At 71.8% G+C, this 15782-nt stretch carries 15 protein-coding genes; 2 read left to right on the top strand and 13 right to left on the bottom strand.

Translation table 11 applies throughout. The features are described 5' to 3' along the window. Nucleotides 1-50: 50 nt before the first annotated feature. The 10 genes from ACZ79I_RS34775 to ACZ79I_RS34730 all read right to left on the bottom strand — a co-directional run bounded on the left by ACZ79I_RS34775 (nt 51) and on the right by ACZ79I_RS34730 (nt 10306). Nucleotides 51-758: a TetR/AcrR family transcriptional regulator gene (locus ACZ79I_RS34775; RefSeq protein WP_471502936.1), complete on the bottom strand. Its 708-nt coding sequence runs from the start codon at nt 756-758 to the stop codon at nt 51-53. Nucleotides 759-948: 190 nt separating this feature from the next. Beyond that, nucleotides 949-2370, bottom strand: coding sequence for an amidase (locus ACZ79I_RS34770; RefSeq protein ID WP_471502934.1), 1422 nt, complete (start codon nt 2368-2370; stop codon nt 949-951). Further along, entirely contained in the window at nt 2370-3038 is a 669-nt protein-coding gene (locus tag ACZ79I_RS34765; RefSeq protein WP_471502932.1) for a DJ-1/PfpI family protein, read from the bottom strand. Before ACZ79I_RS34765 ends, ACZ79I_RS34770 begins: the two co-directional genes overlap by 1 nt. Continuing rightward, nucleotides 3013-4020, bottom strand: coding sequence for an ABC transporter ATP-binding protein (locus ACZ79I_RS34760; protein ID WP_471502930.1), 1008 nt, complete (start codon nt 4018-4020; stop codon nt 3013-3015). The genes ACZ79I_RS34765 and ACZ79I_RS34760 overlap by 26 nt, the downstream gene beginning before the upstream one ends. Continuing rightward, nucleotides 4017-4985, bottom strand: coding sequence for an ABC transporter ATP-binding protein (locus tag ACZ79I_RS34755; protein WP_471502928.1), 969 nt, complete (start codon nt 4983-4985; stop codon nt 4017-4019). The genes ACZ79I_RS34760 and ACZ79I_RS34755 overlap by 4 nt, the downstream gene beginning before the upstream one ends. After that, nucleotides 4982-5743: an ABC transporter permease gene (locus tag ACZ79I_RS34750; RefSeq protein ID WP_471502926.1), complete on the bottom strand. Its 762-nt coding sequence runs from the start codon at nt 5741-5743 to the stop codon at nt 4982-4984. The genes ACZ79I_RS34755 and ACZ79I_RS34750 overlap by 4 nt, the downstream gene beginning before the upstream one ends. Nucleotides 5744-5781: 38 nt before the next feature. Further along, entirely contained in the window at nt 5782-6720 is a 939-nt protein-coding gene (locus tag ACZ79I_RS34745; protein ID WP_471502924.1) for an ABC transporter permease, read from the bottom strand. A 4-nt stretch (nt 6721-6724) separates the two neighbouring features. Beyond that, complete coding sequence (locus ACZ79I_RS34740; RefSeq protein WP_471502922.1) at nt 6725-8131, bottom strand: ABC transporter substrate-binding protein; 1407 nt, start codon at nt 8129-8131, stop codon at nt 6725-6727. A 367-nt stretch (nt 8132-8498) separates the two neighbouring features. Further along, nucleotides 8499-9221, bottom strand: coding sequence for an ABC transporter ATP-binding protein (locus tag ACZ79I_RS34735; protein ID WP_471502920.1), 723 nt, complete (start codon nt 9219-9221; stop codon nt 8499-8501). Further along, on the bottom strand, nt 9218-10306 hold the full coding sequence (locus ACZ79I_RS34730) for an ABC transporter permease (RefSeq protein ID WP_471502918.1): 1089 nt from the start codon (nt 10304-10306) through the stop codon (nt 9218-9220). The genes ACZ79I_RS34735 and ACZ79I_RS34730 overlap by 4 nt, the downstream gene beginning before the upstream one ends. A 169-nt stretch (nt 10307-10475) precedes the next feature. On the opposite strand from ACZ79I_RS34730, the gene ACZ79I_RS34725 reads away from it, so the two are divergent. Both ACZ79I_RS34725 and ACZ79I_RS34720 read left to right on the top strand, forming a co-directional pair. Continuing rightward, on the top strand, nt 10476-11696 hold the full coding sequence (locus tag ACZ79I_RS34725; protein ID WP_471502916.1) for a sensor histidine kinase: 1221 nt from the start codon (nt 10476-10478) through the stop codon (nt 11694-11696). Beyond that, nucleotides 11693-12328 (top strand): response regulator, encoded by a 636-nt coding sequence (locus ACZ79I_RS34720; protein ID WP_471502914.1) that lies wholly within the window; start codon nt 11693-11695, stop codon nt 12326-12328. Before ACZ79I_RS34725 ends, ACZ79I_RS34720 begins: the two co-directional genes overlap by 4 nt. Before the next feature lie 222 nt (nt 12329-12550). On the opposite strand, the gene ACZ79I_RS34715 is transcribed toward ACZ79I_RS34720, so the two are convergent. From ACZ79I_RS34715 to ACZ79I_RS34705, 3 genes are all read right to left on the bottom strand, one after another. Next, complete coding sequence (locus tag ACZ79I_RS34715; protein ID WP_471502912.1) at nt 12551-13321, bottom strand: SDR family NAD(P)-dependent oxidoreductase; 771 nt, start codon at nt 13319-13321, stop codon at nt 12551-12553. A gap of 386 nt (nt 13322-13707) precedes the next feature. Next, on the bottom strand, nt 13708-14502 hold the full coding sequence (locus ACZ79I_RS34710) for an SGNH/GDSL hydrolase family protein (protein WP_471502910.1): 795 nt from the start codon (nt 14500-14502) through the stop codon (nt 13708-13710). 678 nt (nt 14503-15180) lie between these two features. Then, on the bottom strand, nt 15181-15684 hold the full coding sequence (locus ACZ79I_RS34705; RefSeq protein WP_471502908.1) for a hypothetical protein: 504 nt from the start codon (nt 15682-15684) through the stop codon (nt 15181-15183). Nucleotides 15685-15782 lie beyond the last annotated feature (98 nt).

Genomic DNA, 15782 nt, shown 5'->3' with positions numbered 1-15782 from the left:
GCCGGATGCGGCCCATGGACGGGCCGCACTCGACTGAGACGGTCAGACGGTCAGACGCCGCTCCGCGAAGCCGCCTTGGCTCCGACCATGCCGTGCCCGCCGCGCTCCTCGTAGATGGCCAGCAGCGGGCCGAGTTCGGGCAGACGGAGGTCGCCGGCGGACACCGGACGGCCGGCCCCGTCGGTGGCCCGCAGCAGCGCCAGGCTCATGTCCGCGAACTCCAGGCCCAGGGCCTCCGGGGACCTCGGGCCACGCGGCCGGTACCACGTCGCGACCTCGGTGCACATGCCGAGCAGTGCGAGCGTCGCAAGGTGGGGGTCGCGCACCTGGAAGTCCGAATTCTCGATCCCCGCGGCGATCGCGGACCGCCACAGCGTCTCGTACTCGTCGCGCATCGCCGTGATCTTCCTGCGGTTCGCCCGGCCCAGCTGCTCGATCTCGCGGTCGACCACCTTGGCCTCGAACCGGTGCCGGGCGTGCACCGCGACGTGGAGTCGGACGAGCCCGGCGATCGTGGACACCGGATCGCGGGTGGCGTCGGCGGACGTGCGGGAGGCGGCCAGCAGACCCGACATGGCGCCGAACATCACCTGTTTCAGCAGGTCGTCCTTCGAGCCCATGTAGTGGTACAGCGATCCGGGAGTGAGGCCCGACGCGTCCGCGATGTCGCGCGTGGTCGTACCGGCGAAGCCCTGTCTCGCGAACAGCGTCAACGCCGCCTGCCAGATGCGTTCGTCAGTGGTGGCCTGGGTAGCCATGGTTCGCTCCGGGTCGAGAGTCGGTTGTACCGTCGGGTGCGCACGGCGGTGGGGCGTTGGGCATCCCGGCAGGACTGCACGCTAGCAGTCGGCGCGCCCCTGTCCCCGGCCACCGCTGCACGGCGCTCCCGGGGACCGGTCCGGGGGGAGCGCACCCGCACCGGCCCCCGTCAGATGTGCCCCGGCCAGGTCAGTCGGCCGCCATCGCCGGCACCCGGTCGCGCCACGGCGCCGCCCGTTCGACCTGGGCGGCCAGCCGGAGCAGCTGCCAGTCGGCCCGCGGGCCGCCGACGAACTGCACCCCGCCGGGCAGCCCGTCGGCCCTCATGTGCAGAGGGAGCATGATCGCCGGCGTGCCGAGCATGTTGAACGGCGCGGTGAAGCCCGCATGGTGGTAAGCCCGGAGCAGCACGGACATCGGGTCGTGCTCGGCGTCCTCGAAGAGCCAGCCGATCGGCGGCGGTCCCGACGGCGTACCCGGGGTGATGACGACGTCCACCTCGCCGCTCGTCCACGGCTCCAGGCACTGCGCGGTCAGCCGCTGCATCCGTGCGATCACCCCGAGCACCTCCGCGGCCGTGAACTGCTGGGCGCGCCGGTGCAGTTCGCGGGTCAGCGGCTCGGTCCTCGCGAAGTCGACGCCGGGGAAGTCACCGTGCGACGCGGTCCAGATCCTGGTGAACAGGTCCTGGAAGAGCTCCTGGTCGAAACCGGGCAGTTCGATCTCGACCACGTCGTGGCCGAGGCCGGCCAGCAGGTCCGCGGCGCCCTGAACGGCGGCGAGCGCCTCGTTCTCGACGTCCACCGGGAATCCGGGCCGCCGGAAGACGCCGATACGCATCGGCTGCGGATCCCGCTCGACCGCCTCGGTGAAGGGCCGCTCCGGCGCGGGCACGACGTACCAGCGCCGTTCGTCCACCACGGCGAGCACGTCGAGGGCCGCCGCCGTGTCGGCGACCGTCCGGCTGAGCACCCCGTCCGTCGCGAAGCCGGGCATGGGGGTGTGGACGTCGGTGACCCGGCCGCGGCTCGCCTTCAGCCCGACCAGCCCGGTGAACGAGGCGGGTTCACGGATCGAGCCGCCGCCGTCGCTGCCGTGGGCGATCGGTGCGAGACCGGCGGCGAGCGCCGCGGCGGCACCGCCACTCGAACCACCGGGCGACCGGGACGGGTCCCACGGGTTGCGGGTCGCCCCGTACAGCGCGGACTCGGTGACCGAGACCGATCCGAACTCGGGTGACGTGGTCAGGCCGGTGAACACGAACCCGGCGGCCCGCAGCCGGGCCACGTACGGGTCGTCGTCGGCCGCAGGAACGTCGGGCGTGCCGAACGAGCAGTAGCGGTTCGTCCAACCCCGCACGTCGTTCAGTCCCTTGACGGGCAGCGGAACGCCGAAGAACGGGGGGAGGCCGTCGGTGTCCCGGGCCAGCCGGTCCCCCATCGCCTTCGCCGTGACCCGCGCCTCGTCGTCGGCCCGGAAGAGGAAGGCGTTGAGCGGGGGCGCGAGCCGGTCCATACGGCCGAGGTACAGGTCCAGCACCTCCAGCGGGCTGACCTGCTTGGCCCGGATGGCGGCTGCCCACTCGAGCGCGGTGCTGAACGGACCCCACATCACTGTGCCGCCTTTCGGGCCGGGTTCTTCGACAGCACGCTCGCGGTGAGCGTGTCCTGGACCAGCGACCGCACCTGCGGCCGCGCCTTCTCCGGGCTCCCGGAGTCGGTGGGAGGCGCCGGGTCGTACTCGAGCGAGAGCTGGACGGCCTCCGCGATCTCCCGGCCGTGCTCCAGCAGGGTCATGGTGAGCGCCATGTCGATCCCCGAGGTGACGCCGCCGGAGGTGATCACGTTCCCCGACACGACGACGCGTTCCTCGCGCACATCGGCCCCCAGGGCGCGCAGTTCGTCGCGGAACACCCAGTGGGTGGTGGCGGGGCGCCCGTCGAGCAGCCCGGCGCGCGCGAGGACCGCCGCGCCGGTGCAGACGCCGCCGAACCACTTCACCCCGGGAGCCACCTGCCTCAGCCAGGCGATCGCGTCCTCGTCCGCCATGGCCGCATACGGGTCCGAGCCGCCGGGCACGACCACGACGTCCGGGTGGGGCACCTCGTCGAGGCCGGTGGGGATGTTCACCTCCATCCCGCTGTCGCAGCGCACCAGTCCGGGCCGGCTCGTGACCAGTCGCAGTGACGACCTGCCGGGCCACCGGGACAGCACCTCCCAGGGCCCCACGAAGTCCTGGGCGGTCGGCAGCTCGTCAGGGACCAACAACGCGATGTGCATCGCTCTCCTCGTCTTCCGGCTCGATCGCGTGGTCGCGGTCGAACGGGTGGTGGCATGCCAGCCGGTGCGGTCCCGGCGACAGTTCGGGGCGGACGGACCGGCACGGTCCAAAGGGGCGCGGGCAGCGCGGCGCGAACGCGCATCCCTCGCGCACGTCGGCGTCGGCCTCCCCACGCAGCGCGAGGCGCCGTCGCGGCCCGGCGTCCAGGGCGGGACGCGCGTCCATCAGGCACGCGGTGTACGGGTGGCGCGGCCGGGTGAGCACCTCCGCGGCGGGGCCGTACTCGACCATGCGGCCGAGGTACATCACGGCGACCTCGTCGGCGATCCACTCGACGGTCCGCAGGTCATGGGTGATGAGCAGAACGCCGAGCCCCCGCTCGTCCGCCAGTTGCCGGAACAGGGCGACCGTGCCGGCCGCGACGGTGGCGTCCAGCGCGGTGGTCGCCTCGTCGGCCAGCAGGAACCGCGGCCGCAGTGCCAGCGCACGGGCGATCGCCACACGCTGGCACTGGCCTCCGGACAGCTCTGCGGGGCGGCGGTCGAGGAGGTTCTCGGCCAGCGACACCGACCCGAGCAGCTCCCCCAGCTCCCGCCCGGTATCGACCCGGCGGGTGCGGCCGGCCACCCTCAGCGCCTCCAGCAGCGCGTCCCGCACCGTCCGCCGGGGATTCAGCGAGGCCCGGGGGTTCTGGAAGATCATCTGTACCGCGAGCCGGTCGGCGGGCCTGCGGCGGCGCCCGAGCGGGGTGTCCCCGACATACACGCCGCCGGCGGCCACCGGGGTGAGCCCGACGATCGACCGGGCGATGGAGGACTTACCGCAGCCCGACTCCCCCACCAGCGCCACCACCCTGCCGGGGGCGACGTCGAAGGACACGTCCTGCACGGCGGTGAGCCGCTGGCGCCCGAACCACGTTCGAGTCCCGTACCGTACCGACAGTTCCCGGACGGACAGCACCTGACGGGTCGACAAGGTCATTCCACACTCCACGGCTCTTCGTCCCGGTCGTCACGGATGCAGGCGCTGCCGACCCGGATGGTCACCGGGTCCAGCGGCCGCAGGGAGGCCGCGCACTCCTCCACCGCCTGCGCGCAACGCCGGCGGTAGCGGCAGCCGCGGTCGGCCCCGGGTCCGTGCCGCACCGGGGTGCCTGCCGCGGGATCGGCCCGGCCCGTCGAGTACGCCTCGATGAGCGAACGGGTGTAGGGGTGGCGTGGCCGCCGCAGCACGGTGTCGATGTCACCGACCTCGACCACACGGCCGGCGAACATCACCACGACGTCGTCGACGGTCTGCCGGGCGACCGCCAGGTCGTGGGTGACGAAGACGACCGACAGCCCCCGCCGCGAGCGCAGCTCACCGAGCAGGTCGACGATCTGGGCCTGGGTCGTGACGTCGAGCGCGGACGTGGCCTCGTCGCACAGCAGGACCGACGGGTTGGACGCCAGCGCGATGGCCAGCACGACCCGCTGGCGCTGCCCGTTGGACAGCTGGTGGGGGAAGGACGCGGCGATCCGCTCGGGATCGTGGAACCCGACCTCCGAGAACAGTCCGGCGACCGCCGCCCGTGCCTGCCGGCGGCCGGCCCCGGCCGCGCTCGCCGCCACCTCCGCGACGAACGTCCCGACCCGCATCGTCGGGTCGAGCGAGGCCAGCGGGTCCTGGAACACCATCGACAGGCCACGGCCGCACAGTTCACCGGGATCGTCGACGACCCGCGAACCGCTGCCGTCCAGGTCCACCTCGATCCGCCCGGCGGACAGCCGGACTCCTTCCGGCAGCAGGCCCATGAGCGATCTCATGGTCATGGTCTTTCCGCTGCCCGACTCCCCGATGATGCCGGTGCAGCGGCCGCGGCGCAGCCTCAGGCCCGCCCCGTGCACCAGCTCCCCCGCAGCGGAGGTGATGCTCAGGCCGCGGGCCACGATGGTCTCCGACGTCACTGGTACTCCTTCAGCGGGGCGCCGAAGCGACGGGCCAGCCGCCCCGTCGCAACGCCCAGCACGACGAGGGCGAAGCCCGGGAAGACGGTCAGCCACCACGCGGTCCCCAGCCGGGGCGCACCGGTGGCGATCATGCGGCCGATCTCCAGGGTGCCGTCCGGCAGCGCCACGCCGATGAACGCGAGGGCGGCGATGGTCTGCACGGCGACGCCGACGTGTGCGGCCGCGTACACCAGGACCTGGTCGAAACTGTTCGGCGCGACGTGCCGCAGCGCGACGGTCCGCTTCGGCAGACCCATGAGTTCCGCCGCGTGCACGTACTCGAGACCGCGCACCCGGGCAACCTCGGTCCGGGCCAGGCGTGCGTACGGAAGCCAGCCCAGCAGGGCGAACCCGACGATGATGGTCGACGCCCCCGGGCCGAGCGCGAACGCCAGGGCGATCAGGATGAGCGCGACCGGCAGGGCCTGGGTGAGGTCGGCGACGGCGACGAACATCCGGTCGGCCCAGCCGCCCAGGTAGCCGGCCAGGCCGCCGAGCAGCACACCGACGGAGGCGGAGACCAGAACGGCGAGCACGCCGAGCAGGAGGTCGACCCGCAGCGAGTGCGCTACCTGGGCGAGGACGTCCTGACCGAGCAGCGTGGTGCCGAAGGGGTGGTCCCACCGCGGGCCGACCATGCCGTCCGTGCCGACGGCTCTGGGGCGGGGCCACAGCAAGGGGGCCGTGAGGGCGAGGACGGCCAGCAGCACCGTCACCGCTCCGGATGGTGAGAGAAGCGCCCTGCGCAGCGTTTTCACAGCGACCACCTCGGATCGAGCACGGCGACCACCAGGTCGGCAAGCAGATTCGCCAGCACCACGCACACGCCGAGCACCAGGGTGAGTCCCTGCACGACGGGGAAGTCGCGCTCGCGGACCGACTCGAACAGCAGCGTCCCCAGCCCGCTGATCCCGAAGCTCGACTCGACCATGACCAGGCCGAATACGATGTAGCCCGCCTGCAGACCGAGCAGGGTGACCATCGGTGGCAGCGCGTTGCGCAGGACGTGGCGGCGCACCACGGTCCGCCGCCTCAGGCCGGCGGCCCGGGCGGTGACCACGTGGTCCGCGTGCATCACCCGCGCCACCGACTCGGACAGGCTGCGGGCGAGGACGGGGACGACGGCGGCCCCGATCACCAGGGTCGGCAGAACCAGGTGCCAGAGCCGGTCGGCCGGGCCCTCGCCGGCCCCGCCCACCGGGAACCAGCCGAGGCCCAGGGCGAGGACGAGCACGGCGACCAGGGCGAGCCAGTAGGTGGGCAGGTTCATCCACACGAGGCTCATCTGGTCGACCAGGTCCCGGGCCCAGCGCCGTCGGCTGGTGCCGGCCCACAGCCCGATCGGCACCGCCGCCAGTGCCGACACGAGCAGTCCCGCGCCTGCCAGCCAGAGGGTCTGGGGCGCCCGTTCGGCGATCAGTGTGGTCACCGGAACGTGGACGATGTTCGAGGTACCGAGATCGCCGGAGGTCATCCGGCCGACCGCGGAAGCGAACTGCCGCATGATCCCGTCGTCGAGGTGGTACTCGGCACGGACCGCGGCGAGCACCTCGTCGCCGGCCCGGGGGCCCGCTATGGCTTGGGCGGGGTCCCCCGGGGTGATCGCTTGCAGCGCCACGGTGAGCAGCAGCAGGGCCACCAGCAGCGGCACGGCGCCGGCGACGCGGCGGAGAAGGATTCGAGCGACACGCATCGGCTCAGCCGACCGACAACTCGGAGAGGTAGTACCGGCCGTAGGGTCGGACCTGGAGTCCGTGCACGCGGCTGCTCACCGGGACGACGAGCGCCGTGGAGACCACCGGGACGATCGGCAGCGTGTCCGCCGCCCACTTCTCCAGCGCGCGCACCGCCGCGCCCTTGGCGTCGGCGTCGGGCGCGACCGAGAAGTCGGCGAAGTCCTTCAGCACCTCGTCGGCGGGTGCGCCGGTGCTGAAGAACCCGGTGGCGCCCATGTACTTGATCACGTCACCTGCGGTCGGCGACACGTTGCTGTAGTTGCCGATGCCGATGTCGTACTGGCCGCTCCTGACCTTCTCGAACAGCACCTGGATGTCGAGCTGCTCCACGGTGACGTGGATGCCGACGGCCTCGAGGCCGGCCCGGATGAGCTCGACCTGCGGGGATTCGCCGCTGGTCGCCTGGGTGATGAGCCGGAGCTTCTTCCCCTTGTACGACGAGGCCGCCAGGGACGCCTTGGCCGCGGCGGGGTCGTACCCGTAGGTGTCACAGCCGCAGCCGACCGAGCCGATCGTGCCGGGCGGCACGATGCCCTTGGCCGGGGTGGCCAGGCCGCCGTAGGCGATCTTCACCAACTGGTCTCGGTCGATCGCGTGGTTCACCGCCTGCCGGAAGGAAAGATCCCGCCCGAGCCCGGAGTTGAAGTTGAAGACGATGTCGACGTTCTTCGACGCAGGATTCACCGTCTGCCGCTGGCTCTTGTCGAGTTGTCCGGCGAGCAGCGGATCGATGTTCTCGATGATGTCCGCCTGGCCGCTCTTGAACTGGGCGAGTTCCTGGGACGCGTCGGCCACGGTCTTGTACGTGACCTTGCGGACCGTGGCGGGAGTCGGGCCGTGGTACCTGCCGTTGCGGACCAGAACCGTCTGCTGGCCGGGCGTGTAGGACTCGACCACGTACGGCCCGGCGCCGACAGGCGCCTTGTAGAACGCATCCCGGGTCTTGCCCCCGTAGTTCTCGGGCACCACGGGCGCGATGCCGCTGGCGAGCCAGTCGAGCAGGAAGGTGCTCGGCCGGTTCAGAGTGATCTTGACGGTGCGCCGGTCCACCGCCGTCGCGGCCTTGATGTCGGAGAAGAAGACCCCCAGTCTCTTCCCCGCCGCCCACTCGGTGGCCGAGAAGGCGACGTCCTCCGCGGTGAGCGGCTTTCCGTCGCTGAACGTCAGCCCCTGGCGGAGGGTGAAGGTGTAGGAGGACGTCGCGGCGTCGAACTTCCACGACTCGGCGAGCGCCGGTTCGATCGTCACGCCGTCCTTGCCGACTCTGACAAGGCCCTCCAGCACGTTGGGGATTGTCACGTAGGTGGCGACCAGTTTGGCGCCGTCGGGATCCCATCCGTCGATGTCGGCGGAGCGCAGGATCGTCATGTCGTCGTTCTTCGCAGATGCGCCGCCACTGGCTGCGCCTCCGTTCCCGCCACACGCGGCAAGGAACACAGACGACACCATCAGGCAGGCGGTCAACACACGTCGAGTGGCCATGGCGCGGATGCTATCCACGCCCGATCCGCATCGTCAATCAAATGATTGATTGGAATTCGTCGCAACTTGCCTGCTCAGGGCCCCCTTACTAACCGACCAGAACCGCTCCGATCAGCGGGAACGGCCCGCTGGTCGGTAGCCTCAGCCACCCCGCGGAGGCTCAGGCCGCCGGCGCCCCGGGGCCGCCGGCGGTCGTCCACCGCCGCCTCCTCCGGCGTCGCCGCCGCCCGGGCATGGCTCGGCGGAGCGAGGGTCAGCGAAGCCGGTGCACGGGGGCCTCCTGCTCCACGGGCCGGTGGGTCGCTGCCGGGAGGGCGAGCCTTCCGTCGTGGACTTCGGCGATCTGGTCGGCGGCGGTGAGGTGGGTGCGGTCGTGGGTGACCAGGACGGTGGCGGTGGCCCGCTGGTGGGTCAGGCGGGTGATCAGGTCGATGACGGCGGCGCCGCGTTCGTGGTCGAGGGCGCTGGTCGGTTCGTCGACCAGGAGGACGGTGGGTTCGTTCATCAGGGCGCGGGCGATGTTGACACGCTGGCGCTGGCCGCCGGAGAGCTGGTGGGGCCGGCGGCGAGCCCCGTCAGCCAGGCCGACGGCGTCGAGGAGTTCGAGGGAGCGGGCGCGGGCCCTGGCGGGGCTGCGGCCGTCGATCCGGGCCATGACCTGGAGCTGTTCGGCGGCGGTGAGGGAGGGCAGCAGGTTGGGCTGCTGGAAGACGATGCCGATCTTGTGGCGGCGCAGTTCGGTCAGCTCGCCATGGCTCATGCCGGTGGTGGAGGTGCCGTCGACCGTGACGGTGCCGGAGTCGGGGGTGATGAGGGTGGCGGCCACGGCCAGGAGGCTGGACTTGCCGGAGCCGGAGGGGCCGATGACGGCGGTCACGCTGCCGTCGGGGACCCCCAGGCTGACCTTGTCGAGTGCGGTCAGCCGGGTGTCGCCGTCGGGGTAGGTGAGGGTGATGTCGGTCAGGGTCAGGCTCATCGGACGCTCCCCAGGGCGATCAGCGGGTCGACGGAGATGATGCGGCGGATGGACAGGGCGGCTCCCAGGGCGCCGAGGAGGATCATCACGGCGGCCGGGAGCAGGACGGTGGCGGGGGTGAGGAGGAACGGCACGGCCGAGCCGGCCACGATCGCTCCCAGGACTGTGGCGACACCGGTGCCGGTCAGGGTGCCGCCGATGAGCAGGACGACGGCCTGGCCGAGGGCGTCCTTGAGGAGACCGGCGGTGGAGGCGCCGAGGGCCTTGAGGACGGCGACGTCACCGCTGCGCTGGATGGTCCACACGGTGAAGAAGGCGCCGATGACGAGTGCGGAGATGGCGAACAGGAAGCCCCGCATCAGCTGCAGGGAGCCGTTCTCGGAGGCGTAGGAGCCGATGGCGGACAGCGAGTCGCCGGTGGTGACGGTCTTGGTGCCGGCCTGCTCGTCGGTGGCCGCCACGTCGGCCCCCGGGGTGGTGTTCAGGGCGATGACGGTGGCGGTCGGGCCGTCACCGCTGCCGGCGGGCGGCGCGGTCTTCTGCCAGGTGGCCAGGCTGGTCCAGACGACCGGGGTGTGGCTGAAGTAGGCGTCGCCCTTGACGGCGGCCACCTTCAGCCGTTGCCCGGCCAGGGTGAGGAAGTGGCCGGTTCTCACGCCGAGGTCGTCGGCCGCCGCGGTGGACAGCACCACCGACCGGCTGTCGATCTCGCTGCTGTCGGGGGCGAGGCGGGAGCCGGGCTCGACGCCGAAGACGGAGACCCCGGCGCTCTTGCCGGCGGCGGTGGCCCTGGCCGTGGCGATCCCCAGCGGCTCGGCGCTCTCGACGCCAGGCGCCTTGGACCACCGCCGCCACTGCCGCTCGGTGACGGTGGAGCCGGAGTACGACAGGTCCCCTCCGCCGCCGGGCGCCTGGAAGGCGACCTTGTCGGCGGGCAGCCCTGTGATCGCGGAGACGTTCTGCCGGCCCAGTCCGGCCGTGAGCCCGGACAGCAACCCGACCAGCAGGGTGATCAGTACGATGACGGTCCCCATCAGGGCGAAGCGCCCCTTGGCGAACTTCAGGTCTCTCCAGGCGACGAACACGGCCCTTGCCTGTCCTTTCAGCGGGAAGCGGTGGTACTCCACCGTCGCCGCCGGCCCCTCGTATGCGCGTCCGGCGCAGGGCGGCACTTCGCGGGCCGAAGGACGGCACACGGGTTGTAACTTTCGACGGAGGCCCCGGGCGCCTGCGTTTCGTAACCTGGGACGCACTGTGAACACCGCCGCCCCCACGCTGACCCCGACCACCCGGGCCCTGGCCTGGTGCCTTCACCTGCTGATCGTCGCCCTGCTCGCCCTGGCCGCCGGCCGCGCCGTGGCCGACGGCCGGCCGCACGCCGCGCTGACCGTCGCCGTGGCGGCGACCTGTGCCGGGGTGTCCGCGGCGGGACCGCTCCTGCCCCGCATCCGCCGCTCCCGGCGGGCCGCGGGCGGGTGGCTGGCTGCCGTCGGCGCCTGCTGGCTGGTGCTGCTGGCCCTGTCCGCCGACGCGGTCTGGGTCGCCTTCCCTCTCTACTTCCTCCAGCTCCACGTGCTGTCCCGCCGCCTCGGGCCGGCTGCCGTGACCGCCACGGCGGCGGCGGCCATCGCCGGCTTCGCCGCCCACCAGCGCTCCTTCAGCCCCGCCATGGCGATCGGTCCCGCGCTCGGCGCAGCCGTCGCGGTCGCGGTGGTGTGGGGCTACCAGGCCCTGTACCGGGAGAGCGAACAGCGCAGGCGGCTGATCGAAGAACTCACCGCCACCCGCGCGGACCTGGCCGCCGCGCAGCACACCGCGGGAGTGCTGGCCGAACGCGAGCGGCTGGCCCGCGAGATCCACGACACTCTCGCCCAGGGGCTCTCCAGCGTCCAACTGCTGCTGCGGGCCGCCGAACGCTGCCTTCCCGGTCAGCCCGATGCCGCCGCCCGTCATGTGGAGGCGGCTCGCCAGGCCGCCGCGGACGACCTCGCCGAGGCCCGCCGCTTCGTCGCCGCCCTCACCCCGCCCGCCCTGGAAGGCAGCACCCTGGCCGACGCACTGGCACGCCTGTGCACCACCACCAGCGACCGCCACCGCCTCACCGCGCGCTTCCGTCTCACCGGCGACCCCGCACCCCTGCCGACCGCGCACGAGGTCGCTCTGCTGCGCATCGCCCAGTCCGCCCTCGCCAACACCGTCCGCCACGCCGACGCCACCACCGCCGAGGTCGCCCTCAGCTACCTCGGCGACCGCATCGCCCTCGACGTCGTCGACAACGGGCGCGGCTTCGCCCCCGGCCGTCTGCCGGCGCCCGACCCCGAAAGCGGCGGGTTCGGGCTGGCCGCCATGCGCGCCCGCACCCGCGCCCTCGGCGGCGTCCTGACCATCGAATCCGCCCCGGGCCACGGCACCGTCCTGGCCGCCCGGCTCCCCCTCACCCCGCCCACCGAGCCCGAGCCCGAGGCCCGCCCGTGACCGAATTCCCCATCCGGCTCCTCCTGGCCGACGACCACCCCGTCGTACGCGCCGGACTGCGTGCCGTGCTGGAAACCGAACCCGGCCTCGTCGTCGTGGCCGAAGCCGCCACCGCCGAGGACGCCGTCACCCGCGCCGCCGGAGGTGACATCGACGTCGTCCTCATGGACCTGCAATTCGGCAAAGGCATGGGCGGCGCCGAAGCCACCGCCCGGATCACCGCCCGCCCCGGCGCCCCCCGCGTGCTGATCGTCACCACCTACGACTCCGACGCCGACACCCTGCCCGCCATCGAGGCCGGCGCCACCGGCTATCTCCTCAAGGACGCCCCACCCGAGGACCTGGCCACCGCCGTACGCACTGCGGCGGCGGGCCGCACCACCCTGGCGCCCACCGTCGCGGACCGGCTGATGAACCGGCTGCGCGCTCCCGGCACCGCCCTGACCCGGCGCGAGACCGAAGTCCTCACCCTGGTCGCCGACGGCCTGTCCAACCAGGCCATCGGCCACCGTCTCCACCTCGCCGAAGGCACCGTCAAGTCCCACCTCGCCCGCATCTACACCAAACTCGGCGTCGAGTCACGAACCGCCGCCGTCGCCACCGCAACCGGCCTCGGCCTCATCCGCCGCTGATCGGGCGCTCGGCTCCAGCACCCCATCGGCTCGGTCCCATGCCGCCCTCCAGCGGCTCGTGTCCCGGTGGGCCCGCGAGGTGGCACCGGGGCCGTATGCGCGCGCGGACGACGAGATCGCCGCGTGCGTCAGGCGGACCCTGCTCAGCCCCCCACCAGGTGGGCGTCTGCCGCACGGGCATCGATGGCCGATGCGGATCCGCGCGGACCGACCCGGCCGTCGTCAGGGACGCGGCCAGGTCTCGGGAAGACCGTGCCCGCCATCGGCCACCAGCACCGATCCGGTGACGAACGACGCCGACTCGTGCGCCAGGAACAGCACACACGCCGCGATCTCCTCCGGGGTGCCACTGCGCCCGAAGGGGCCCGCCGCGGCCGCCGCCGCCTCGAACTCCAGCTGGGAGCCGGTCGCCACATAACCGGGGGCCACGACGTTCACGGTGATACCGTCCCTGACGACCTCGAGAGCGAGAGCCCGGCACAACCCCACCAATCCCGCCTTCGCGGCCGTGTACGTGGCCTGGCCGGGCATCGCGTTGATCGTGCCGGTGGTGGAGCCGATCGACACGATGCGTCCGTACCCGGCCGCCGTCATCGTCGGTGTAACGGCCCGGCACATCAGGAAGGCGGTCGTCAGGTTGCGGGCCAGGGCCGCGTCCCAGCCGGTCAGGGACAGGCGGGCCACGTCGTCGTCGGCGTCCCAGCCCGACGCCACGGATGTCATGCCGGCGTTGTTCACGAGCACGTCGACCCGGCCCCAGCGCTCCAGAGCCGCCCGCACCAGGGTGTCCGCGGCCCCGTCGACGGTGAGGTCGGCGACCACGCCGACGGCGGCCGGACCCAGTTCCGCCGCACGCTGGTGCACCCGCTCGGACGTCGCCCCCAGTACGACACGGGCACCCTCCTCGACGAGTGAGCGGGCCACCGCGGCACCGATCCCGTCGGCGGCGCCGGCACCGGTGACGATGGCCACCCGGTCGTGAAAACGTGTCATCTCTTACCACCAGGGGTCGAGCAAGCTGGGGAGTCTCTGCGATGCGTGCGGCAGTGACCGTACAGGACGGCCGGCAAGGACGGTGAGCTGCGGTCTCGGCTCGCCGCCGGGCATCGGTGAAGGTCTCGCCACCCTCGGCATCAAGATCGCCGCCGCGACCGTCCGGGAACCTCCGCGAGCAAGGGGGCATCGCCCCCGCTCCGTCCTGCGGCGGCCCCATCCCCACGGCCTTCGCGCTGGACGTGTGTCTTCCACGGCTGGAGCACACGTCCGCACGAAGGCCGCTTCCAGATGTGCTGGCTGCCGAACCGAGCGACAGGGCCCGGCCCGCCGTTCGACGACGGAGGCCGAGGATCAGGCCGGGTCGGCTCGTCCGCCGGAGGGGATCAGCTGTTGGCGTTGAGGACGGGGTAGTAGCCGCTGGAGTGACCGGTGGCGGTCGGGTGATACGACTCCCAGCTCGGAGAGACCACCAGGGAGTGCAGATAGCCGTCGCCGGAGCACAACTCGTGGCCGTTGAAGGTGTTGCGCACGTCACCGAAGACGAAACCGTGAGCGGCGGCGCGGTTGGCGATGACGTTGTCGATGACGTCCGCGGCCTCGTCTATCTTGGCGTGCTTGGTGTCGCTGAGACCGACGCAGAAGACGTTGAGGGTGTACATGCGCGGGTAACCGAGCACGACCACCTTGGCGTTGGGCGCCTTTGCCCGGATCGCGTTGTAGGTGGCGTCCAGACGGGCGGGGAGCGTGTTCTGAGCGTAGCTCTCGGCCTGGTTCACCCGGTTGACGCAATCACTGTCCGAACCGGTCACACAGGTGGTCATGACGTCCGCGAAGCCGGCGTCATTGCCGCCGATGGTGAGGGAGACAAGCCCTGTGGAGGAATTCAGGGGGCCGAGCTGATTGTTCGTCACATCCGTCGTGACCGCACCGGAGCAGGAGGTGTCGGCGAACGAGGACGGGGCGTGGGCGTTCTTCCACAGGTAGGGATAGGCACTGAAGCTGCGGTGGCAGTTGCCACTCGAACTGTCGTAGTTCCCGGCGCCGTTACCGGCCGAGTACGAGTCCCCCAGCGCAACGTACGCCACTCCAGCGGCGTGTGCGGGACCGGTCAGCATCAGGCTGAACACGATCGCAAGACCCAGTGCGGCAAGGGTCGATGGCAATTTGACGCGTCTCACGAGACCTCCTGAGCGGCAAGGCTGGCCCTCATTTGGTACAGCAGGCAGCCACCTCAGGGAAGTGTCCATGTCAAAAATTCTTCCCGCGTAGACATCACGTTTCACGCCTCGGGGACACGGGAAGCGCGAGGACTCCAGCGGAAGGACGGCCGGAGGCGCCTCCCACCAGAAATCCGTTTGCTGCAAACCAATTGATCAGGCGTAAGACGTGTCGGCCCCACAACCACCGGCCGAGGATCCCGGGCCGCACGGCCGGACAGCCAGGCAACGGTCCGCCCGACCACTCACTCGTGGACACCCAGGCCGGAGCCGTGCCCGGGGCCGCGGTCCGCGCGGCGGGCGACTGCTCTTCGGCGTGCCGGCCGACCCGGCCACGGACGGGCGGCACGGCGTCGAGAAGAGTCGGCAGCCGGGTGACGTCATTGCGTTTGCCACAGGTCAAGATGACGGCGAGCGGGGTGCCGTGTCCGCCAGAGGCTCCCGGCGCCGCCGAAGACCCCGATTCCCGGGGCCCGTCGAACGACTGACGGGCCCCGGGAATCGTCCGCTCGGCAGCGGGTCAGGGAGAGGACGGCCTCCTCCAGGCCGCCGGTGCGGCGGTCGTGCTCGGCAGCAGCGCGGGACGGAAGGTGCCCAGCCGGTCCCGGTCCCGGGCACCTGCACCGTCACCCCGAGCTCCTAGTAGTACACGATGTCCCAGTGGGCGGGGATACCCGAGTGGGTGGCTTCGTCGCAGTAGAGGTCGCCCGATGCGGACTTCCACATCGGGAAGCCATCGTCGCGGAGGCCGACGTACTGGAAGGTGCTCTTGATGTAGTTGTCGAGAGCGGGACTGGGCTGGAGGTCGATCTTGTAGCCGTTGGCGTGACTGTACCCGCCGTCCTCCCCGTGGCCGACCTCGGTGCCGCCGACGACGGTGAGGCTCGCGACGCCGCTGGCCTTCTTGAGGTCGATCACCCCCTCCACCGTGCCACTGAGGATCCCCTCGTACGAGACGCAGCTCGAGTTCTTCTTGTCGGTGCAGCCGCCGGGGGATGTGGCCGTGATGCCGTTGGGGATCAGCCGAGCCTCCGCCTGGGCCTGGGACAACGGCGTGCCGGAAGCCGAAGCGACCCCGGCGGTGAACAGCAGAACGGCCCCGATCCCGGTGACAGTGGCTGTCAGCTGGGGCAGTACGCGCATGGTGCCTCCTGAAGGCTGGGTGGGTGACGCCGACCGTGCGTCACGGAGGGGATCTACCACCACGGAGGGTCAGATTTGATCCGCCGTCAGAGGGTCAT

Source organism: Streptomyces sp. PSU-S4-23, from assembly GCF_055632315.1.
This window is presented reverse-complemented; position numbering and strand designations above follow the sequence as displayed.